The following is a 21,302-nucleotide window of genomic DNA, read 5'->3' as shown; positions in this document are numbered from 1 at the left end:
AGCATAATTTTATTTCAATTCCTTCATATAAGTTGTAGCATATGGATATTGTGTAACTCTCTGTAATTTTTGTTTTAATTGTAAAATCTGATAGTATTCATAACATTCTTTTGTATTGGCATTTTGTAAGATTCTAAGATTTACATTTTGTATTTCATTTTCATAATGTCTTTTTTTATCATAAAACTCATGAAGAGTCGCATGTGTTGTAAGCTTATGAAAGGGAGAAAGCACGCGTCCCATATTTATATCACGAATCATTGTGCTAGTGAGAATATAATTATAAGGTGCATGATTCTCTAATACCTTTAGATTCTTAAAATGTCTTAATGAAAGAATATTACCAAAAACATTAGAGTTATCTTGAATGGAAAGTAAATTGAGCAGATAAACTCCATACAAATTATTTGTCATAATGAAATCATTTGAAGTTAAAAACTTAAAAGTTGCAAATAAGGCATTGTCATTCGTGGTTTTGATTCCATGTAAAAGTGCGTTAATCGCACGTGTATGTAGTCCAGCAAGCATAAAATTTGCGTATGCCATAAGAAAATCTCTGGGATCATTTTGTTCCAATGCATTGCATAAGAATGCCTCACCATTTAAAACATAAGAACGATAAAAGTCTCCGCCTTCTGTTGAAAGAATTTTATTCATATCAAAATCTTTGGTATAGTAATATCCAAAATAACTTATATCTCTTACGCGTTCGCATCTTTCACATCGTTTGCTAAAATAAAGTTGCAATGCAAGTAGCATAGCAAGAGATTCTCTATTCCTAACGGCATTCATGAGTAAATCTTGTGAAATTTTTGACGATTGTATATCATTTCTATTGACTTCTAAAAGCATGTTATAGTAAGGATAAATAGCACTTGAAGTATCAAGTATCGCGTTTTCGCGTTCATTTTTTGAGAGCATACATTGGAGTTTTGAATTTTGAGATTTAATATTATATATAGTAGAATCTTGCATATAAATATTTTGAATTTTATGCAATAATATCTCTTTGGAGAGTGTTGTTTGTGCTATTGCAAGTTGAAACATGTAAAAAAAGAATATTGACATATATATGTATTGTTGCATTTCTATTTATTCCTTACGCAGTTTAGCAATTATAGCAAAGAATATCGTTTAGAATCTATTTTATATATGAATTAATAGAATGTCCTAAGTAACTAAAATAACTCAAAGACTTTGTTGAAAGTAAAATTTTATTTAGGTTATTTATCGAAGATAATTCAGAATTTTTTAAAGAAATTTCAAAATAAGAAGATAAAATTATGCAATAAACTTTTAGAGGAGATTCTCTTGTGCAAATATACTAAAAATTCTCATACTACCCAAAAGATACAAGAATCTCGCAAACAATCTCAATTACAAAAATGTGTTCTTTATGAAGAGCATAAACAGCAAAATACACTTTATAAATATATCGGCACTTGGGTGAAACTCTCTATTGCAAGGCGAACAGAACATGGTGTTTATCTTATTGAATCATTAGATTCTAGAAAAGGTATGCAAGAATATAGCGATAGACAAGATAATACTCAAAGAGATTATAAACACAATTATTCTACAAAAAAGAGAGAATCTTTTACAGATATTTGTTTTTCTAAAGATTCTGTATTATTGCCAAATATATATCTGAAGGGAGACGAGCATATAGGTGATATTCTTGAGGTTTTTCTTTTTACAGATTCTGATGATAGAATAGTTGCAACTACACAAAAGCCCCATGCAATGATAAATCAAATCGTGCGTTTATGTATAAAAGATAAAAATGAATATGGAATTTTTTTAGATATGGGGTTACCTAAAGATATTTTTATGCCTACAAATATTCCTCATAAATATCACATTGGGGATTTTATTGTTGTGAGGATTACTCGTGATAAACAACATCGACTTATTGCAAAGAAAGATATTAGTCCTCTTATAAAGCCATGTAGAAATCCCAAGTTACTTCATCAGAGATTACAAGTGTGGAGCATTTCAGAATCCCCATTAGGTGTTTTGTGTGTTGCAATACCTCATTATTATCAGGGTATTGTTTATTATAATACGCTTACTGCAAAATTGCACACAAACACAGAGTATAGAGTAAAGGTTACAAAAGTGAGAAAAGATGGAAAGCTTGATTTTATTCTCGAGCGAGATTCTGAGGGATTGTTACGAGAAATTAAGATGCAAAATGAGTGCGGAAAGTATTTTTGTGTAAATGATGATAACGCAAGAAAACTTTCTATGAGTAAAAAAGGATTAAAGAAAGAATTAAGTGTATTATTGTTGCGACATAAAATTGAATTTATTAAAGAAAAGGGTTACCAGATTGCAACAAATTGACAGGTTAAGCGTAGAATCTATCAATTCTTAAAAAATATATCTAAAAAGATTCTTAGTTTCTTGTTATTTGTAAAGATTTTTCACACAACAATAATAAATTATTTTTTGAAAGAAATATGGTCACAAATCGCATTTCTTACTATATAATATATTATTTCTTAATGGAAACAAACATGAGTAGTTGGGTTGTTATGTTGATGTTAGGTGCCTCTTTAACAATAGGTTGTATCGGATTGATAGCATTCTTATGGGGACTAAAAAACGGACAATTTGACGATAAAGAAAAAATGATGAGAGGTGTATTATTTGATAGTATTGAGGATTTAAATAATCTTTCAAAACAAGATAAACACAAAGAAAGGAAAATATAATGCAAAAATATGATGTTGTAATAGCTGGTGCAGGTCCTGGTGGAATTTCTAGTGCGATTGAATGTGTCAAAATGGGTGTTAAGAAAGTTGCTCTTTTGGAAAAAACAGATGGTATTTTGGCAATGATTCGCGAATATTATAAAGCAGGAAAACGTGTGGATAAGGATTATAAAGGGCAGGTTGTAGATTTGAAGGGACATATTCCATTTACAGATAGCAATAAAGAAGCAACAATCGAACTTTTTATGAATCTTTTGAAAGAAAATAATATCGAAGTCTTTTATAATCATGAAGTAGATAGAATCAGCAAGGAGAATAACTCATTTATTACACGTACAACAAACAACGATGTTTTTCAATCGCAATTTGCTATTGTAGGTATTGGTAAAATGGGGAAACCTAACAAACCAAGCTACCCATTACCAATGAGCTTAAGAAAGAAGATTAATTTTAATATAAATGATTGTGTTGCAGGAGAGAAAATTCTTGTTGTTGGCGGCGGGAATTCTGCTGTGGAATATGCTATTCATCTTGCAGGTATGGCAACAACTACACTCAATTATAGACGCAAAGAATTTACACGCATTAATGATGAAAATGCAAGAGAGCTTGAAAAGAGTTTGCAAAATGGATTGGAATCGAAATTTGGAATTGATATTATATCAGTCGTTGATGATAATTCACAATTAAAGGTTACTTTTAGTGATGAAAGTACTCAGGTATTTGACAGAATTGTTTATGCCATAGGTGGTGTTGCTCCTGTGGATTTTTTAAAAAAATGTGGTATTCAAGTAGATTCTAATGGTTGTGCACTCTGCAATGAACACAAAGAAAGCAATATATCTAACCTTTTTGTTGTTGGAGATATTTTATTTAAGAATGGTGGTTCAATTGGCTTATCTATGAATGATTCTTATGTGATAGCTACAACAATTGCAGAAAGGTTGTAGGCAATGTCTCTTATAGAATTTTAAATTATTTTAAGATTTTATCTTATGTATTGCAATACAATAATATTCGTGGCGGTATCATACAAATGATACAGGTGAATGCATAGGATTGTATTCCTTGATATTATTTTATAAAACTTAATAGCAGAAGTTTATTATCGAAATTTAATTTGAGAATAAAATATTACAGAAGCATAGAATAGCCAAAAACTTTATTAATATTTTCATTATCGATGTTCTCTGTCAGAGAGAATAATTATGTAGTTTTCTTTCTTTAAATTTATTAAATAAATTCTAGGAAGAAATAAAACATTTATGAATTGAACATAAGACTCTTAAAATAAAGCAATTATGACAAATAGAGATTGTATAAAATCAATAGAATCTTTTTTATTGACATGAAAGATAGATTTCAAGCATCATTATTTGTTAAATCCACTTTTCCTTAGCAAAAGAAAAATATAAAAGAACCCCACATGATACAGTTGAAAACATTATACATGCAAGGAATATGGGAGTATTTGCATGGAAAGCACCAACAAGAAATGATATGATACCAGCCATTCCAAATTGTATCGTTCCAAGCACCGCAGATGCACTACCAGAACAATCTTTAAATCGTGCCATGGCAAGAGTAGTAAGATTGGGTAAAATAAATCCAAGCATTGAAATTGTGCTTAACATAGCTATTTCAAAGATAAGGAATCTCCAATGAAACCATGACATTGATACTGTTGATTCGATAGGAGATGTGTAATTTAAGATTCCTGCAACCACAAGGATAATACTAAAAATCAGCATAGCGATAAATGCTTTTGAGATAATATGTTGTGGTGGAATCTTTTGCACAATTTTTGCATTAATATTTGCACATACTACAAAACTTAAAGCATTGAGTGCAAATACTATGCTGTAAGCATTTTTATCTAATCCAAAAATATTCATATATACAAATGAAGAACCTGTAATATAAGCATACATAGCTGCCATTGCAAATGATCCTGATATAACATATATCATGAATATTTTTTCTTGCAAGATTCGTTTGTAGGTTTGTAAAGTTTTTGTATGTGATGTAGCCAAATTATGCTTTGTAGTTATATTGTTTTTAAAATTTGGTGCTGATTCTTCAAGACTAAAAAATACTAATAGAAGTAAAATAATACCACAGAGAAAAAGTGTTGCAAAGATACTATGCCATGAAAAAAAATTTAAAAGCATAGAACCAAAAGATGGTGAAAGCATAGGTGCTAGAGATGATACCACCATCATGAGTGCAAATACTCCACTTGCGTCTTTTATATCAAATCGATCATTAACAATAGCTCGTGCAATAACTACACCAGCACACCCACCAAGTGCCTCTAAAAAACGAAGAATAATAAAAATAGAAATAGAATCTACCAATACACAACCAATGCTAGAGAGGATAAAAAGTGAGATTCCAATGTATAGAGGCTTTTTACGTCCAAAAATATCGCTTAATGGACCATAGAGTAATTGTCCAAGTGCAAATGCAAGAAAAAAGCTCGTTAAAGAGAGTTGAGTATAAAACTCACTTGCTTGAAAACTTTTACTAACATTTGGCAATGCAGGGAGATACATATCTATTGAAAGTGGTGCAATAGCAGAGAGAAATGCTAAAATAAAAATAAGTTTAAATTTTTGCAAACCTTTTAATTGTATTGAATTTTGAATATTGTTTACAACCTGTTGAGAATCTTGTTTACTTTCTTGTTGCATAAGAAATCCTTTTATAGCCTTGAACTAAGAAATGATTGTTCTAAATTATAATAACTATTTATTAAATTACACCTTTTTATTTTAAATTTTTTGCAAACAATATTTTTAAATCTTATAAACTTTTATAGTTCTTTACTTTGATATTTATTGGACAACAAATTTTATTTTAGAATATAGTGATAATATAGTCTTACTAAAAATAGAATTGAAGTATTTATTCTGAAAAAATTATATATTTTTCTGGAATCCTAAATTTATACCGCTTTTTTGTTACATTTTTTTCAAAATGTATTTAATTTAATTCAAAAATTATAAATATTGGAAATTTATTTTAAAAGGAATTTCATGAAGAGGTTTTTGAGCATTGTTGCATTAAGTGCTTTATTGGTAAGCAATGGATATGCTGAGGGCGAAAGTGTTGGCGACGAAAGCGGTGAAAAGAGTGGATTTTTCATTGGTACACAAGTTGGAGGAAGTATTCTAGGGTTATCTAGTTATGAAAATAATAAAAAAGTAGATGCTGCAAGTGAAACAAAAGGGTCTTTTAATGTGGGGGTAAAACTTGGTTGGAATCAGTTCTTTACTCCACTAATAGGCTTGAGAGGATATGTAACTTATGATTTTGATGGTCTTGTAAAATTCCAGCGATTTGGTGATATTTCTGCTACATATCAAAATATAGCTACAAATATGGACTTACTGCTTAATTTCATTAATACAGATTCATTTTCTATGGCTATATTTGCTGGGTTTGGCTTAGGTTATGGTATTACTACTTTGTCGGACAAAATAATAGCCGATGGTTTAAAATTGCTAACTGATTATAATGGATTTAATATCCCCCATTAATGTTAGGTATATCTACCACATTTGCCAACAGACATAGAGTAGAATTAGGAGCTAAAATCCAAACTTTAGCCGCTGGATATACAATAAAAATGATAAAAAGTCTGGTTTATATATTAATCCATATGTAATATCACTTGGATATTCTTTCACTTTCTAAAATAAAGTAAATTATTATAACTCTACATTGTCTATAACTTCTAAAGGGCTTAAGCCCTTTATCATGGTGCAATATTAATTAGAATCTGTTATCAGAATTCACAATACTCTTGCTCATATCTAGATTCTAATGCTATAATTTATTGACTCAAATATGACAGAAATCCTTGGGTGGTGCTAGATGTATCTTTAGATTAGAGAATCTATATATCTTTCATAATATATTGCATATCTACTTCTTATTTTTATGACTTTTAGCAAAGTTTCATGACAATCTTATGTATGATTACATCATCACTTTCTGTATCCTTTACAAAATAGTCTTGGTCATGTTTATTCTATCAAATTTTTTGAAGTTTCTTTTTGGTTACCCCCTGATTTTGCTTTGGATTGAATCTGACTTTTAAGTTTTTCATTTTATTCTTTTGCATTTTTTAGAATCAATAGCTTGAAAAATAAAATGAAAAATATCACAACTAAGGCAATATGATTCTTTAATTTTTTACAAAAGGATTTAGTAATCGCTACACTCACTTTACATACCCTAAATGATACATTGCATTTGCAAGTTTTACAAGTAATGGACCACCCCTTCCTCCACCTCCTCCATGCTCTATGAGGATTGTAATTGCATATTTTGGATTATCATAAGGTAAAAATGCTGTAATCCAGCTTTGTGAGCGATGCCAATAATCCATATCTGTTTCTTTTATCCTCTTCATTGTGTCTTGCGAGATTCCAACGACTTGTGCCGTCCCTGTTTTACAAGCAAGTTTAACTTTTGTCCCTTGCGTGACTCTATAAGCTGTGCCAGATGGCTCTGAACATACTTGATACATTCCAAGTCGTAATGCAGGTAATTTTGATTTTTCAAAACTCGTTAAAACATCCTTCGGAGGAATATTCACAGGTTTCCCCCCTAATTCTTTTGCAAAATGAGGAATTACGAGTTTCCCGCTTGCAATGAGTGCTGTATATCTTGCAACTTGCATAGGTGTTGCAAGAAAAGATCCCTGACCAATAGATGTTTGAATGGTATCTCCTACAAACCATTGTTGCGATAGTGCCTTGAGCTTCCATTGTGGTGTGGGAAAAATTCCAGAGTTTTCATAAGGTAAATCCACCCCGGTTTTTTCTCCAAATCCCATTTTATTCATTACAAATGCAATATTGTTAATACCAGCAATTTGGGAAAGTTTATAAAAATACACATCAACACTTTCACGAATTGCCTTATAAACATCAGCACTACCGTGTCCACCGGCTTTCCAATCACGAAACTTGTGCTTATTAATCTCAATATATGGTGGTGTGTTGATAATTGTAGATTCTGTAATATCAGCAAACTCTAAAAATGCTAATGCCATACCCATTTTAATAACAGATCCTGGGGGATATTGCCCACTAATAAGTTTATTAATGAGCGGTTTATAAGGATTTTCTAATAATTCTTTATATTTTGCATGTGATATTCCACCAACAAAATCATTAATATTATATTCTGGATAGCTCCCAGCAGCCAAAATTTCACCATTATGAACATCAAGAATAATTGCAGCACCCTCACGATTCTCAAAAACAGAATCTAGGGTTTCTTGCAATCGAATATCAAGAGTAGCTTTCATATCATTATTACCAGTAGCTTGATTTTCTTCAATGAGCTTAAGTTGTTGATTATAACTATTAACTTGTATTTTTTTATATCCCAATTGCCCTTGTAAAAGCGTATTGTATTGTTTTTCTAAACCTTGTTTGCCAATAATCTTAGTATGCTTAGAAATAGGCTCATTTTCCCTATCTTTTATATCACTTGCACCAATATAACCAATAACATGCGAAGCAGCAGTATTGTTTGGGTAGAATCTCTTGGTGGTTGGTGTAATCACAATATTACTATGTTGCAACATAGTTGCATAAATCACTTGCATTTGTGCATATGGAATGAATTCAAACAGAGTAATGGGTGTGCGTCGATAAATACTATTGAACTTTTTATATTTTTCACGCAATGCACTAATATCTACATCAACAATATGTGTCCCAATAAATTCTAACTCATGCTCCAAATCCTTATCTTTAAGGCGATTTTGTAATGCAAGACTAAATCCCAACTCGTTGATTGCTAAAGGCTCATTATTTCTATCAAGAATCTGCCCTCGTGTTGGGACAAGAGTTTCTATTTTAATGGTATTTTCAAGAGAAAGTTTATCATAATATTCATGTCTTGCGATTGCGAGAATATAGAGTTTTGTAATCAAAATAATGAAAATTAAACCAAAAATAGAATATAAAATTTTGAAACTCGATGGTAATTTTTTCATAATTTAATCTCGAATAAAAATAAAATAATATACCAAAGCCAATATGGAATCAATAATCATATAATACACATAAATAAATGAAAATTCCAGCACAGGAGTATTTAACAAAATATTACACAAAATCATACCAGCCAAATAAAACAAGTAAAGTGCAACAACATATACAATAATAAAAAATGAATTTACATGTAATAAAGATTCTAATTGTTGTGCAACAAAAATGTGCACAATAAAAAAAACGCATGGAATAATACCAATTATTAGAGATTTATCAAGCTCATAAAAAAATATACAAAAAACAATAAATATTGGTATATAAGTCTGCTGCAAGTTATTAAATTTGTGAAAAATAACAAATAAAATACCTATAAGAGGTGGCAAAAGTGGATAAATATCACTCATACTGACATAAACAATATAAAGTGCTACACCGAACAAAAGACGGACTATATAGGGTTTTGTAATGTGTTTATAAAACATACGGAACTCTGTTTGTAAAAATTATATAATCTTTATTATTTTTGAAAATATGAATGAATTATATTCTTTTTCTGTTGATTTCATCTAATAAACTCGGAAATAACTCCTAGACTTCAAAAAAATCTAATGATATATGCAACTTATTTGCTTATTTCGAACAAATAATTCCTAAAAGTAACACCTTTATTAATCTATAATAAAAAATTACATCATATTTGATATTTTTTATTACCTATTTTTGTTTTATTATTCACTCACAATAAGAATTCTGATTTATTTTTCTTCATTTTTAATATATGAATTGATAATAAAAAATTCCAAAGAGTATTTTTAACTTCCAAAAATCTAAGATTGCCTGAAAGCACTATCCCAATCAAATAGGGTTTTTACTTTTTTACAATCCTTTAATGCGATATGCTCTATTTGCACTAGAGAATCCTGTGCCTGAATGCTTAAATTCTTTTTAGAATCTACCACACCCGAAGATTTTATTTTCTTCCGTGGAAGATTCTCTTGTGTTATCTGAATTTCTATTATCTCATGCTGATAATTCATTAAAATACCACGAATAACTGTCTTATCCATAAGTCGCACCTCTATAATATCTCCAATACTATATAAAAAATGTGCTGGTTTTTTTAACACACGTTCAAGACCCGGCGAACTTACTTCTAAAAAATAAGATTCCATATTTTCTAATTCAACATCTAAAACCGGGGAAATAAGGCTACTAATTAACTCACAATCTTCAAGGCTTACCCCACCTTGTTTAAAAAGTGAAATGCGTAGAAGCAAAGAATCATTCTCTCTTAAAAACTCGACATCATAAAGCCCCATATCCTTTGCTTGTATAAGAGTCTCCAATTGATTGTATAGTTCATTGCTAATCATAATGTATCCTTTTTGGATATTCTCTATATCTTATCACAATATTCATTATTTATTGTTTGTTGTGTCATTAATTTGCATAAAGATTTTATCAAGTCTATTTTGCATTTCAAGTTCTCTATCAAATCTCAAACTAAGCTTTGGTGCAGTATGCCACCCACTCACATTTACAATATATTCCCCTATGATAGATTTAGCTTTTTTGAATGCACGAATAATTTGTTCTTGCTCTTGCAAACTTAAATCCCCTTTCTCTATAAATACCTTTGCATCATATTTACCCTTTGAACATTCAACTCTTGTTACTTGCAGGTTGTTCAACCTACTATCTTGTAAATTTCCCAGTGCCTCACTCAAAATCTCTCGTAAAAAAGATTCTCTTCGTTCTTGAATAATTCTATTTTGCATAAAAATCCAATCCTTTTTTTGTATAAAATAATTTATTATCCTAAATAATCTCGAACAAATAGTTTTGCAAGAATCACATATGAAAAAGTGCTAAAAGTTTATTCAGATTTGCTCGACGAGTTTTTGATGTAATGAGAAACATATCTAATCCCCACCACACCACAACTATGAGCAAACCTACAAATCCTGCAATCATACACATACTTCCAATTAAAGGATTAATATTAGGAAAAACATTCAATAAACTTCCCAATGCAATAAACACATAAGAGAGAAATAGTAAAGTAATTTTCAAAGCACCAATGAGCTTATCACCAATCATGAATCGTCCAACACCAAACATTCCAAGTATCACACTTCCAACCCAAAAAACCATACCCACATCATGAAGTTTAATAGCAGGTAGACCAACAACAACTTTTGCTAAGCCAAGCTTATCAAGCTTCTTCAATTTACTACGCACAAGCACAATACTTTCTGGTGGAATTTTATCATATACATGCAACATAATTAATGATGGAACCATATTTTTCCTTTAAAAAATGAGATTTTTTAATTTATTTTTTAGAACAAGATTCATAATATCTTGCTCTTCCAGTTGATTTTGTGAAACTTTTTTTCGATATTTTTCGCTTAAAATTTTATACAGACATGATATACAAATAGGACAAATATGTAATGGATGTTCATAAAAAAGTCGTGTATCAACACCGTGCGAACGCACACGATAATCAAAAGCATTTGCACTTGGCACACATATTTTAACATGATCTTGCTGTAATTCTTGAAAATCTAAACATTTAAGAATGTGAATCTTTGGCATTTCTCCCTTAGAAAATAATCTCTCGTCAAAAATAAAAGTATATGCCACGGCTAAATGCAGTTCCGCACCAACATAAAGTTTAAAAAACAAGGAATTGTCATCTTGCATAGAATCAAATTTCATTCCTTTTTGCAAAATATCACGATCAAAAACACTAAAAGTTGCAAGATTCTCTAATAGGGATTGTGTTTTACTAAACATATTGTAATTGAGTGGTTGTATTTGCAACTGTTGCTGCATTTGATGCACAGATATTGTATTACTTTGTGTTGTAGTGGCTTTGTCAGATAAAATGTGTTCTTCTTTGCAACTTTCTTTTAATACAGATTGCATTTGCATAGCACTATTATTTTTTATTCCTTTATTTATTTCTAAACTATCCCTTTTATCTGGCAAAATATGTTGTGTTTTCAAATCTCCCATAAAAACTCCTTTGCACCAGGAGAAATATTCTTATTTTGTAGATATATCCTATAAACAAGATTCTGTATTCCCTTTATCATGATTGTCTCATTTTTATTTGAAAGTGAAAGTTTATTATTTCGTTACACTTGTTTCATGGTATATTAATTTCTTGAATCAAAACTGCAACATTATTGAATGTCGCTACTCTGCTGGATCTAGCTATTATACCAAAATTCTATTGTTTAAAGATAATATTTGTAAGCTTTTTTATCCTTTTACGATTTCAGTAAAATCACTCCAATCCTTTACTTTAAAAGCTCTTCCATCTCTTACAGATTGTTTAAATCATTCAATTTTTGAAAGTCTCTTAACAGCATTTACACGGTTATAAGTGTATTTTCTTTACTAGAATCCATATAAACACTACCTCGTGTCCATTCAAAAATCTCAATCTTCTAGTTCTTGCCTCATTTCATCATATACTTTGTTATATGGTTCTCCATAATGTTTTTTTAATCATCTATCTTTAAGTCAAAAGCGAGTGCATACATGGTATTTTCCTCACGAATTCTTGTTGCAATAATTCTCATCTCTTTATCTCATAATCAAGCTATTTGATTATTGCATCATTTAGATAAAACAGGCACTTATGCTTTAGGAAGTTCAGTGATAACAGATGTTCCTAGACTTATTTAAGGAATACAAAAATGACGGATACACTTTTTTATCAACAATTTCTTAAAAATAAAAATCAAATAACCTTTTATGTCTAATATAGATTCTACAAATTAAGATGTGCTATGATTATTATCTTAATAATATTATAATATTTTGATTCTCACACAAGAGGAGCTCATGTCATATCAGCTTTTTGAAACTATGCTTTTTCAAGATTCTAAAATCTTTTTATTAAAAAATCATCTTACAAGAATTTTTTATAGTGCGATGTATTTTGGTTTTAAAACACATAATTTATGTGCTTTAAAATAAAAATCAAATAACCTTTTATGTCTAATATAGATTCTACAAATTAAGATGTGCTATGATTATTATCTTAATAATATTATAATATTTTGATTCTCACACAAGAGGAGCTCATGTCATATCAGCTTTTTGAAACTATGCTTTTTCAAGATTCTAAAATCTTTTTATTAAAAAATCATCTTACAAGAATTTTTTATAGTGCGATGTATTTTGGTTTTAAAACACATAATTTATGTGCTTTACTTGAATATTTTGGAATCTTGCAAAAATGCAACAATACACCACATTATTTTTCCAATATCAATTCTTTTCAAAAAACTATTGATGCAAAATCATATCATATGAGTTTCGCTAACAGAGAATCTCACAAAATTTTAGTACTTCCAATTTTGAGACATTATTCTCTTTTACAGAATGATTTTTCTTTTGAACATTTTGTCTTAGAAGATTTTCCTGATTTGTGGGAAAATTATGATACGATAATAACTCAATATATCGAAGAACAAAATAATATTACACAAAATAGTTCTCAAAAATGTAAAACCTCAATTCAAACAAATACTATTTTTTCTAAACAATCAATCAATCAAGAGTTCATAAACAAAGAATATCTTTTTAAGGATAAAAGAAATTCTTTGAAATTATCTACAAAAATACTTGATAAAGAATTTTGTAGCAAAAAGAAATATATTGCAAAACTTATATTGAAGAAAAATGGTGAATTATTGCTGCAATTTTTCCCCTATAATACTACTACAACAAATGTTATATCACTTGCAGATAGGCATATTTTTTCCACAAATAAATTTCTTTATCATAAAACAACATGGCGAAAACATTATCAGAAATCTGTAGAAAACATTACAAAAAATATTCTTTTTGATACAATTTATTTTAATGAAAAAGGGGAGATAACAGAAGGGTCAAGGAGCAATATTATTCTAAAATTAGGAGATAAATATGTTACACCAAAAGCACAATGTGGATTGCTTCGTGGCTGTCTCAACTCTTTGCTTTTACACTCAGAAGTTTGTCAAGAAACAATACTCACAAAACAAGATATTATAGATGCAGAATCAATATTTTGTATAAATTCACTAAGAGGTATAATCAAAGTAAATTTGTTGAATAACCAAAGGAAAATACTATGAAGCATAAATCTTACAAGACAAAACAGGTCCTTATGATAGATAATTATGATTCATTTACTTACAATATAATTTATCTCTTGAGGGAACTAGGTATACAACCAATTATTTTGCAGAATGATTGTAGTCTTGAGGATATTTTGAGTTATGATTTTTCACATTTATGTATTTCACCAGGTCCTAGTCATCCTATTGATGCTGGTATATCATTGGAAGCTATTAAATATTTTGCACCTTCTAAAAAGATTCTAGGAATTTGTTTGGGACATCAATGTATTGCACATGCTTTTGGAGGTGAGGTGTCCCGTATGTCTTTTCCAACTCATGGCAAAACTTCATTGCTTCATTTTGAACCAAACATACTTTTTAAAGACATACATTCACCCATACAAATAGCTCTCTATCATTCATTGCATGTAAGCAATCTTGGTGCATGTGAGGCATTAGGATATAGTACTGAAGGTATTATCATGGCTTTAAAAGTAAAAGGCTATGATACTTATGGTGTGCAATTTCATCCAGAATCTATTTTGCAACATAAAGGTAAAAAAATTCTAAAAAATTTCTTAGAGATTTAAATAAAAATTGAATTTATTTGTGTTGCTTTGCGGAATCAATAAATGTCTCTAAAACTATCAATAAAATATCTGTTATATATTACCATCAAGTGTTACCACTTTAATTGTTTTAACGCCAAATTCTCGATTTGCACTTTGAAGCATTTCACGATTATCTTGAATAAAACTTTGAATCTTTTTATTTAATTCATTTTCTTGTTGTGTTGCTAAATCATAATTATTGGTAGGTTGTATTTTCTGAGGGATTTGTTGTGATGTATATTGTGTTGATTCTAAGTGATTACTGGTTGTATTTTGAGAATTATTGTGGTGAACATTTTGTGTATGATTGGCATACATTATAGAATCATTATTATTTTGATTTTGACTCTTTGTTGTTTGTATTACATCTCTTGTTAATTTTTCAAGATCTTGCATTGTTTGTTTTGTAACTTTTAGCTGTGTTTGATTACCAAAAACCTTGCGGATAAGGGAAATAATGCCATTATAACTTTGGCGCAAAATTACTAATTCTTCTTCTGATGTATAAAATGTAAGATGTAGATTGTTCCCCTGCATACCTTGAAAGGCAACTCTGTGTTCAAAAAATTCACCAATTCTATAATCTCTATCATAAATTTGCTGGATAAGATTCTGGAATAAGGAATCATTGTTTTGTGGGAAAATCTCTTGCATATTTCGTGGCTTATTTTGCTGTGTTGGTGTTGATTGAATAGTATGTGTAAGCGAATTTGATGTAGATTGGTTTTGTGCTTTATTGAGTTGTGTCGTATCATTGCCCCCAGTGTTAGAAAATTCTTTTATTGGTTGAGTATTGTGTATATTTATATTTTGAGAATCTTGTTGCATAGGAGTTTGATTGTGCTCTGTTTTTTGCTCTTGTTGTTGTGATGAATGAGTGATTTGGCTATTATCAGAATCTATGATAGTAAAATGAGTAACATGATTTTTTACTTGAGTAGATTCTTCATTCTTGGTCGTTGATTTAAACGAGTTTAAAGAATCCATAGTTTGCATTGTAGATTCTATATGTGAAGATGGTATCAATGTATTGTTATCTTCACAAGAAGTTTGCATACCAATATTATTAGGAGTTGATTCAAAAGAGGTGTGAGAATTTAAAGGCTTATTTGATAATGATATAGCATTTGATTTTGATGGTGTATTATCATTATGATTGCTTGAGAAAGAATGGGCATAATCTTTATGTTGCGACAGAGATTCTATGGCATTTATATTTGTTGTTCGTATCGTATCTGATTGAGAAAAATTAGTATTTCCAATAGGATTGTTTTCATTTTTTGTTGCAAAAGACTGACTAGAATCATGCTCTATTATTGCATCTAATTGTTGATTGGGTATAGAATTTTCTTGTTTTTGAAAATCTTTTTGAATATCCGTTGTATCTTGTTCAATAAAATGCTGGTTATTTTGTAAAATTTGTTGTGCTTGTGGAGCAATATTTTTTTGAATAGATTCTAATTGGTTAATTGCTGTTTCAATTTCTTTTATTTTTTGTGCTTCAAACATTTTTAAAATTGTAAGTAAGAGACAAAATTCACCATCGCAATCAAGCTGTAACATAGCCTTAGAATCACAAATAATATTTGCATATCGCATACCTAGAACAGGTGGTATTTGTGGAACTTCCTGAAGCATTTTATTTTTAATATAAAAGCTTAATTCATCAAGTATCATTTCTACTTCATATCCATCAAGATTTTTAATAAATCCTATACATGCTTGCATGTCTTTACGCAAAAGGGATTGAAATAAAGTATCAAATATTTTTGAATCAAGTGATCCCAACATATCAGCAAGTTTTTTATTGGTAATATGATTTTGGCAAAAAACAATAGCCTGATCAAGAAGGGTAAGTGTATCACGTACACTTCCATGCCCATTGCGTATTAAAATATCAAGGCTTTCGGTATCTATACTCACTTGTTCTTTTTGTAAAATCATATTCAAGTGTTGTTTAAGGGCATTTGTAGGAATTTTTTTAAAGCGAAAATGCTGTGTTCTGCTAAGAATTGTCGGGGGAACTTTTAGTGGGTCTGTTGTTGCAAGAATAAATTTTACATAGCTTGGTGGTTCTTCGAGTGTTTTAAGAAGAGAGTTGAACGCCTCTTTTGTAAGCATATGCACTTCATCGATAATGAAAACTTTATATCTTCCAAGAGTTGGTTTGTATTTTGTTTGTTCGATTAGATCGCGAATATCATCAATTTTGCGGTTGCTTGCACCATCTAACTCAATTATGTCAATATGTGAACCTTTAAGTGCTTCTATGCAATTTACACATTTGCCGCATGGCATAGAGCTAATACCTCTTTCACATTGCAAACATCGTGCAAAAATTCTTGCAGAAGAAGTTTTACCGCCTCCACGCAGTCCACTAAATAAATAGCCATTTGCAATTTTTTGGGTATCAAGAGCTAAACAAAGTGTGCGTGCAACACTTTCTTGCCCAATAAGTTCACGAAAAGTTTTTGGTCTATATTTGAGTGCGAGGGAAAGCATATTATCTATATTTTTAAGAGTATTTATATTGTTATTCGTAACATTTGTTGGAAATGTATGATGAGGTTGTGAATTTGTAGTAATTCCACCTAAGAGAGGTAATTGGAGATTATTTGTTTGCATAGATGTGGAATCATTGTGAAATAATGTGCTATTGCTATCTATTTGACTTGTAATATCGCCTACCGATTCTGTTGCAATATCTGTTTGTGGTTGTGCTAATATTCTTTGCTTATTTGGATTCATATCATAATATTGAGTAGAATCTAAACTAATGTTATATCCTTTACTCGATTGTGAATCTTTATGAATTGTATTTAAATGATAGTCAAAAATAGTTTGCCCCACTATAAAAGGCATACTTGTATCTAGCGGATTATTGGATTGATGATTGATGTCCCAAGGCGGATTATTGTTTGTATTCATCACTTTTCCCCTGTTCTCCAAAATATTACTATAAAATTATAAGATAGAATAACTTAATTTTTATATAAAAAGTTACAACTTTGTATTATAATAATTAATATTTTTCCAATATAATATAAATATTTGGTAACTAGACTTCTATAAGATTCTAGGAGGTAAGCAGTGATAGTGAGTAAATATTGTGCCAGTGGCAATGATTTTCTTATTTTTCATACCCTTGAATCAAAAGATCGTTCAACAATGGCAGTCAACCTTTGTAATCGTTTCTATGGTATAGGTGCTGATGGTTTGGTTATTCTATTGCCATATACCCAAACCTTATCGAATTCTCAAGATAAAATTGCATATAAATGGGAGTTTTATAATTCCGATGGAAGTATGGCAAATATGTGTGGTAATGCGAGTCGTGCAGTGAGTCTGTATGCATATCATAATAATCTTGCACCCTTAAGACATAGTTTTTTGAGTAAAGTTGGTGTTATTCAAACACAGATTCAAGAAATCATAAATCCAAAAGAAGCTTTTGTGCAAAGTAATCTTGGTTCATATAAGTTTGAACGAAGTGTAGTTGAACATCACAAAGAAAATATCTATAATTTTGAGCTTATCATAATGGGTATTCCTCATTTGGTATGTCACACAGATTCTATGTATGATTTTAACCTTTTAAGTGTAGATTTAGAGTTTCTTGCAAAATTACGCAATAAATATAATGCGAATGTGAATATTGCTTTTCGCAATAATCAAACAATTCATTATGCAACATTTGAACGTGGTGTTGAAGGAATCACGCAGGCATGTGGCACAGGAGCATGTGCTGTGTATGTATCTTATAAAGATTTTCAACGCGAATATACACTCATTCCGCCAAGCAAAGAAAGACTTGTTGTGTCTTGCAAAGAGAAACAAATTCATTTTGCTGGAATTGTGCATAAAGTGTGTGACTGCATGTTATAATATTAATAATTACTTAAACTCTCTCTATATATGTAAATTCCTTATAACTATTGTTTCCTTAAAAAACACTTATAGGTGTTTGAAATATTATAATAAAAATAATAGCCTCTTAATAAAAAGTGATTGGGTGTGTATTTTGCAAACAGAGGATTTTTTAGATGCGGTAGTATTGAAAATAAAACGATTACGCAAACAGAGAAAATATCACAACTTGAGATAGCTTATTATACTTGGACATAAATTACCAAATTATGTTGCAAAAATTGAGACAAGAAAGCACGGTGCAAATTATAACTTACAACATATTTATCTTATTGCACAAGCCTTTGGTTTAGAACCAAACGATCTTTTGCCAATATATGAAGAAATACTAAATTTAGAAAAATTTATCTCATCATAAACTACATTGTAAATATTCTATAAAATTCTTGCTTTTTAAATTTCTATAATTCTTTAGAATCTTTATATATTTATCCACAAAATGTATTGAATTTTATAAAACAAACACCTTAATAATATACTAAATATTTTATTGTAACAAACTATTATCCCCAAATATCAAGTGAATTGAAAAATAAGATTAACCGTATCTTTGGAGGTATTTTTGCCTTTCGATAAAGCTCTCTGTGTGGCTTTGGGATTATTACTGAGCATTTTAAAAGGGAGTCAAGTTGTATAAAATAAGAAGATTTCAAGTTGGGAGATTCCAAGACAACACTGCTTGCATGAGAGCATAATGGTGGAATATTATTATCATTTCTAAAATATATGGAGACTTTTCTTTGTTTAGAAATGTCAGATTGTTCTTGATTGTGAAAATATTGCTGATTATTTTGAAGAAAAATCTTTTGTATTTTTTTTGGTAATGTGATAAAAGTGTTTTGATTCTCTAAATTTTCTAATAAGCACATTTTCATAAGCCATTTTGGTTGCAATCCCACAAAAAGATAGGTAGTGTTTTTAGCAATTATAATCCTATCGCCCATTACACATTCTGCATACTCTGCCATATTGTTTGAGAAAAGAGCATGTAATTCTTTTTTTTGATTTTTGCTCATTACATAATCCATTTTTTTAGAGAGTGTATCAATTATATGGATTATGTGTTTATTTCCTTTGCAATCAGATATTTTACAATATAATAAATTATAATCATGACAAATTATTACCTTAGGATATAATAATTCTCGCTCATTTGATAAAAATTCAAGACTTTGTTGCATACCTTGAGAGAAATTCTGTAATTTTGCAAGAATCTCATGACGAAAAAAATTGCGTAAATATTTACAATCTGCATTACTTTTATCATAAAAAAAATGTATGGCATGTGTTTGGTTATAGTGTAGCAAGTCTTGTTTTTTATAACTAATAAGCGGACGCACAAGATAATAATGATGTTGTTGTACACTACGAGATTCTACGGCTTGGAATCCTAATAGTGTATTAAGTCCTGCACCGCGACAAAATTGCATAAAAAACCATTCTAATTTATCATCAAAATGATGTGCCATGATTAAGGCATTATAATCATATTGCAAAAGTAATTTATGAAAAAAATTATATCGCACATTTCTTGCTTCCATTTCAAAGTCAGAATCTATTGTTTTAGATTCTAAAACATAACATTTTTTATGATATTTCTTTGCAAGACTTTGTGCATACGATATTTCTTCTTTGCTTTGTTCTCGCTTTTTATAATCTACAATCGCAATATCAAAAAAAACTCCATAATCTTGTAAAATAAAAAAAAGTGCACTTGAATCAATACCGCCGGAAAATGCAAGAAGATTATGAGATGTATAGAATATTTTAAGTATTTCTTCAGAAATGTTTATGTTCATTGTTTTATAACTTTCTTGACATACAAACTATACTTAAACAATATCAAGGGCAATAGAGATTCCAATAACAATTAAAAATATACCACTTATGATTTCGATAATACGCATTTGTTTTTTTAGCTTACGCACGATGTTCAATCCCCTTTCAAGAAAAAGTGCAAGAAGCAAAAAAGGCAGAGATAACCCTACAATAAAGGCAAGACTTGAGAAAATAGCAAGATTCTGATTACTTGAGGCGAGCAATCCAATTGAACTTACAATAGGTCCTGTGCAAGGAGACCAACCAGCAGCAAATCCAACACCAACAATGAAAGGAGCGATGGATTTTAAAAGTCTATGTTCTTCAAATTTTTTTAGATTAACTTGTTTTGAATAGTTGAGAATATTAATTCTGAAAATACCTAAAAAATGCAATCCAAAGGCAACAATGATTCCCCCTGCGACATAATGCACAATTTTATAACTAAAAAAATTCTCAATAATGTTAATCATTGCAAGGAAAAGTAAAAAGAAAATAAAACTAAATCCAAGTATAAATAGCAATGCACTACGCAAAGTTTGCACTCTAGAATAATGTTGAGATTCAAGACTTGAACCAGAAATATAACTCATATATGATGGAATAAGTGGTAAAATACATGGTGTAAGAAAATTGAGAATCCCTCCAATAAAACTTGCAAGAATAGGTAACTCAAAAAATATTTGTTGTAAAGATTCCATAATTATCCTTCAAAGATTGCAATTTTTAATTGTTATACAATTTTTTAATCTCAAACAGAACAAAATCATAGCATAAGAAAATTATTAAATAGTATTTACTTTATGTAAATACTATTGCTATTTATTGTAAGAACTTATGGGCTTATGTGATTTTATTATGTAGAATAAATTAAATATTTCCAGATAAAATGGCAAATATTACGGAATCGTTCAACATGAAATCCCAAATTTTGGATTTTATTTTCATCAATTTCATACCAAGAGAACAAGAGCAGTATTCCAGAAGGTTTCTTATAAATTTAATCTCAAGAAAATATTTTATTGATACTAAAAACTCTTATGCTTATAAGTTTTCTATAAACATAATATTGGTCTACAAACGGGA

The 21,302-nt window shown here is 29.7% G+C and carries 19 protein-coding genes; 8 read left to right on the top strand and 11 right to left on the bottom strand.

Annotated features, from left to right (window positions below; genetic code table 11):
- Nucleotides 1–9: 9 nt before the first annotated feature.
- Nucleotides 10–1,086: a hypothetical protein gene (locus CQA53_RS02210; protein WP_147289987.1), complete on the bottom strand. Its 1,077-nt coding sequence runs from the start codon at nt 1,084–1,086 to the stop codon at nt 10–12.
- A 225-nt stretch (nt 1,087–1,311) separates the two neighbouring features.
- Between CQA53_RS02210 and CQA53_RS02205 the strand changes: the two genes are divergently transcribed.
- The 3 genes from CQA53_RS02205 to CQA53_RS02195 all read left to right on the top strand — a co-directional run bounded on the left by CQA53_RS02205 (nt 1,312) and on the right by CQA53_RS02195 (nt 3,667).
- A complete protein-coding gene (locus CQA53_RS02205; RefSeq protein WP_115542388.1) occupies nt 1,312–2,346 on the top strand; it encodes a S1-like domain-containing RNA-binding protein in 1,035 nt (344 codons plus the stop codon).
- 173 nt (nt 2,347–2,519) lie between these two features.
- Nucleotides 2,520–2,717: a cbb3-type cytochrome oxidase assembly protein CcoS gene (ccoS, locus tag CQA53_RS02200; protein WP_115542387.1), complete on the top strand. Its 198-nt coding sequence runs from the start codon at nt 2,520–2,522 to the stop codon at nt 2,715–2,717.
- Nucleotides 2,717–3,667 carry an NAD(P)-binding domain-containing protein gene (locus tag CQA53_RS02195; protein ID WP_115542386.1) on the top strand — a complete coding sequence of 317 codons (951 nt, stop codon included), beginning with the start codon at nt 2,717–2,719 and terminating at the stop codon, nt 3,665–3,667. Before ccoS ends, CQA53_RS02195 begins: the two co-directional genes overlap by 1 nt.
- A 429-nt stretch (nt 3,668–4,096) precedes the next feature.
- On the opposite strand, the gene CQA53_RS02190 is transcribed toward CQA53_RS02195, so the two are convergent.
- Nucleotides 4,097–5,365 carry a multidrug effflux MFS transporter gene (locus tag CQA53_RS02190; protein WP_115542461.1) on the bottom strand — a complete coding sequence of 423 codons (1,269 nt, stop codon included), beginning with the start codon at nt 5,363–5,365 and terminating at the stop codon, nt 4,097–4,099.
- 390 nt (nt 5,366–5,755) lie between these two features.
- Between CQA53_RS02190 and CQA53_RS02185 the strand changes: the two genes are divergently transcribed.
- A complete protein-coding gene (locus CQA53_RS02185) occupies nt 5,756–6,259 on the top strand; it encodes an outer membrane beta-barrel protein (protein ID WP_115542385.1) in 504 nt (167 codons plus the stop codon).
- Nucleotides 6,260–6,945: 686 nt separating this feature from the next.
- Here the strand turns inward: CQA53_RS02185 and mrdA are convergent.
- The 6 genes from mrdA to CQA53_RS02155 form a co-directional block, all read right to left on the bottom strand.
- Complete coding sequence (gene mrdA, locus CQA53_RS02180; protein WP_115542384.1) at nt 6,946–8,736, bottom strand: penicillin-binding protein 2; 1,791 nt, start codon at nt 8,734–8,736, stop codon at nt 6,946–6,948.
- Nucleotides 8,737–8,739: 3 nt separating this feature from the next.
- The gene (locus tag CQA53_RS02175) at nt 8,740–9,216 is read right to left on the bottom strand and encodes a hypothetical protein (RefSeq protein WP_115542383.1); all 477 of its coding nucleotides are present in this window, start codon (nt 9,214–9,216) and stop codon (nt 8,740–8,742) included.
- A gap of 345 nt (nt 9,217–9,561) precedes the next feature.
- Complete coding sequence (locus CQA53_RS02170) at nt 9,562–10,107, bottom strand: LSm family protein (RefSeq protein WP_115542382.1); 546 nt, start codon at nt 10,105–10,107, stop codon at nt 9,562–9,564.
- 45 nt (nt 10,108–10,152) lie between these two features.
- The gene (rbfA, locus tag CQA53_RS02165) at nt 10,153–10,512 is read right to left on the bottom strand and encodes a 30S ribosome-binding factor RbfA (protein WP_115542381.1); all 360 of its coding nucleotides are present in this window, start codon (nt 10,510–10,512) and stop codon (nt 10,153–10,155) included.
- A 73-nt stretch (nt 10,513–10,585) separates the two neighbouring features.
- A complete protein-coding gene (locus CQA53_RS02160) occupies nt 10,586–11,038 on the bottom strand; it encodes a hypothetical protein (protein ID WP_115542380.1) in 453 nt (150 codons plus the stop codon).
- Between the two features lie 9 nt (nt 11,039–11,047).
- Nucleotides 11,048–11,758 carry a hypothetical protein gene (locus CQA53_RS02155; protein ID WP_115542379.1) on the bottom strand — a complete coding sequence of 237 codons (711 nt, stop codon included), beginning with the start codon at nt 11,756–11,758 and terminating at the stop codon, nt 11,048–11,050.
- 837 nt (nt 11,759–12,595) lie between these two features.
- Between CQA53_RS02155 and CQA53_RS13110 the strand changes: the two genes are divergently transcribed.
- The 3 genes from CQA53_RS13110 to CQA53_RS02140 all read left to right on the top strand — a co-directional run bounded on the left by CQA53_RS13110 (nt 12,596) and on the right by CQA53_RS02140 (nt 14,450).
- Nucleotides 12,596–12,730, top strand: coding sequence for an aminotransferase class IV (locus CQA53_RS13110; protein WP_220272067.1), 135 nt, complete (start codon nt 12,596–12,598; stop codon nt 12,728–12,730).
- Between the two features lie 107 nt (nt 12,731–12,837).
- The gene (locus tag CQA53_RS02145; protein WP_115542378.1) at nt 12,838–13,875 is read left to right on the top strand and encodes an aminotransferase class IV; all 1,038 of its coding nucleotides are present in this window, start codon (nt 12,838–12,840) and stop codon (nt 13,873–13,875) included.
- Nucleotides 13,872–14,450, top strand: a complete 579-nt coding sequence (locus CQA53_RS02140; RefSeq protein ID WP_115542377.1) for an anthranilate synthase component II — start codon at nt 13,872–13,874, stop codon at nt 14,448–14,450. Before CQA53_RS02145 ends, CQA53_RS02140 begins: the two co-directional genes overlap by 4 nt.
- Nucleotides 14,451–14,522: 72 nt before the next feature.
- Here the strand turns inward: CQA53_RS02140 and dnaX are convergent, their stop codons facing one another.
- Nucleotides 14,523–17,399: a DNA polymerase III subunit gamma/tau gene (dnaX, locus tag CQA53_RS02135; RefSeq protein ID WP_115542376.1), complete on the bottom strand. Its 2,877-nt coding sequence runs from the start codon at nt 17,397–17,399 to the stop codon at nt 14,523–14,525.
- 162 nt (nt 17,400–17,561) lie between these two features.
- Here dnaX and dapF point away from each other — a divergent pair, with 162 nt between their 5' ends.
- Nucleotides 17,562–18,356 carry a diaminopimelate epimerase gene (gene dapF / locus CQA53_RS02130; protein WP_115542375.1) on the top strand — a complete coding sequence of 265 codons (795 nt, stop codon included), beginning with the start codon at nt 17,562–17,564 and terminating at the stop codon, nt 18,354–18,356.
- Nucleotides 18,357–18,901: 545 nt separating this feature from the next.
- Here dapF and tilS read toward each other — a convergent pair.
- Both tilS and CQA53_RS02115 read right to left on the bottom strand, forming a co-directional pair.
- Nucleotides 18,902–20,197: a tRNA lysidine(34) synthetase TilS gene (tilS, locus tag CQA53_RS02120; RefSeq protein WP_115542374.1), complete on the bottom strand. Its 1,296-nt coding sequence runs from the start codon at nt 20,195–20,197 to the stop codon at nt 18,902–18,904.
- A gap of 33 nt (nt 20,198–20,230) precedes the next feature.
- Nucleotides 20,231–20,917 carry a cytochrome c biogenesis protein CcdA gene (locus tag CQA53_RS02115; RefSeq protein WP_115542373.1) on the bottom strand — a complete coding sequence of 229 codons (687 nt, stop codon included), beginning with the start codon at nt 20,915–20,917 and terminating at the stop codon, nt 20,231–20,233.
- Nucleotides 20,918–21,302 lie beyond the last annotated feature (385 nt).

Source organism: Helicobacter didelphidarum (genome assembly GCF_003364195.1).
Classification (GTDB): domain Bacteria; phylum Campylobacterota; class Campylobacteria; order Campylobacterales; family Helicobacteraceae; genus Helicobacter_A; species Helicobacter_A didelphidarum.
This window is presented reverse-complemented; position numbering and strand designations above follow the sequence as displayed.

Bases quoted from the DNA above. Each gene is read 5' to 3' on its own strand.
- CQA53_RS02210 (WP_147289987.1), bottom strand. From the start codon at position 1,086: ATGCAACAATACATATATATGTCAATATTCTTTTTTTACATGTTTCAA.
- ccoS (WP_115542387.1), top strand. From the start codon at position 2,520: ATGAGTAGTTGGGTTGTTATGTTGATGTTAGGTGCCTCTTTAACAATA.
- CQA53_RS02195 (WP_115542386.1), top strand. From the start codon at position 2,717: ATGCAAAAATATGATGTTGTAATAGCTGGTGCAGGTCCTGGTGGAATT.
- CQA53_RS02185 (WP_115542385.1), top strand. From the start codon at position 5,756: ATGAAGAGGTTTTTGAGCATTGTTGCATTAAGTGCTTTATTGGTAAGC.
- mrdA (WP_115542384.1), bottom strand. From the start codon at position 8,736: ATGAAAAAATTACCATCGAGTTTCAAAATTTTATATTCTATTTTTGGT.
- CQA53_RS02175 (WP_115542383.1), bottom strand. From the start codon at position 9,216: ATGTTTTATAAACACATTACAAAACCCTATATAGTCCGTCTTTTGTTC.
- CQA53_RS02170 (WP_115542382.1), bottom strand. From the start codon at position 10,107: ATGATTAGCAATGAACTATACAATCAATTGGAGACTCTTATACAAGCA.
- rbfA (WP_115542381.1), bottom strand. From the start codon at position 10,512: ATGCAAAATAGAATTATTCAAGAACGAAGAGAATCTTTTTTACGAGAG.
- CQA53_RS02160 (WP_115542380.1), bottom strand. From the start codon at position 11,038: ATGGTTCCATCATTAATTATGTTGCATGTATATGATAAAATTCCACCA.
- CQA53_RS02155 (WP_115542379.1), bottom strand. From the start codon at position 11,758: ATGGGAGATTTGAAAACACAACATATTTTGCCAGATAAAAGGGATAGT.
- CQA53_RS13110 (WP_220272067.1), top strand. From the start codon at position 12,596: ATGTCATATCAGCTTTTTGAAACTATGCTTTTTCAAGATTCTAAAATC.
- CQA53_RS02145 (WP_115542378.1), top strand. From the start codon at position 12,838: ATGTCATATCAGCTTTTTGAAACTATGCTTTTTCAAGATTCTAAAATC.
- CQA53_RS02140 (WP_115542377.1), top strand. From the start codon at position 13,872: ATGAAGCATAAATCTTACAAGACAAAACAGGTCCTTATGATAGATAAT.
- dnaX (WP_115542376.1), bottom strand. From the start codon at position 17,399: ATGAATACAAACAATAATCCGCCTTGGGACATCAATCATCAATCCAAT.
- tilS (WP_115542374.1), bottom strand. From the start codon at position 20,197: ATGAACATAAACATTTCTGAAGAAATACTTAAAATATTCTATACATCT.
- CQA53_RS02115 (WP_115542373.1), bottom strand. From the start codon at position 20,917: ATGGAATCTTTACAACAAATATTTTTTGAGTTACCTATTCTTGCAAGT.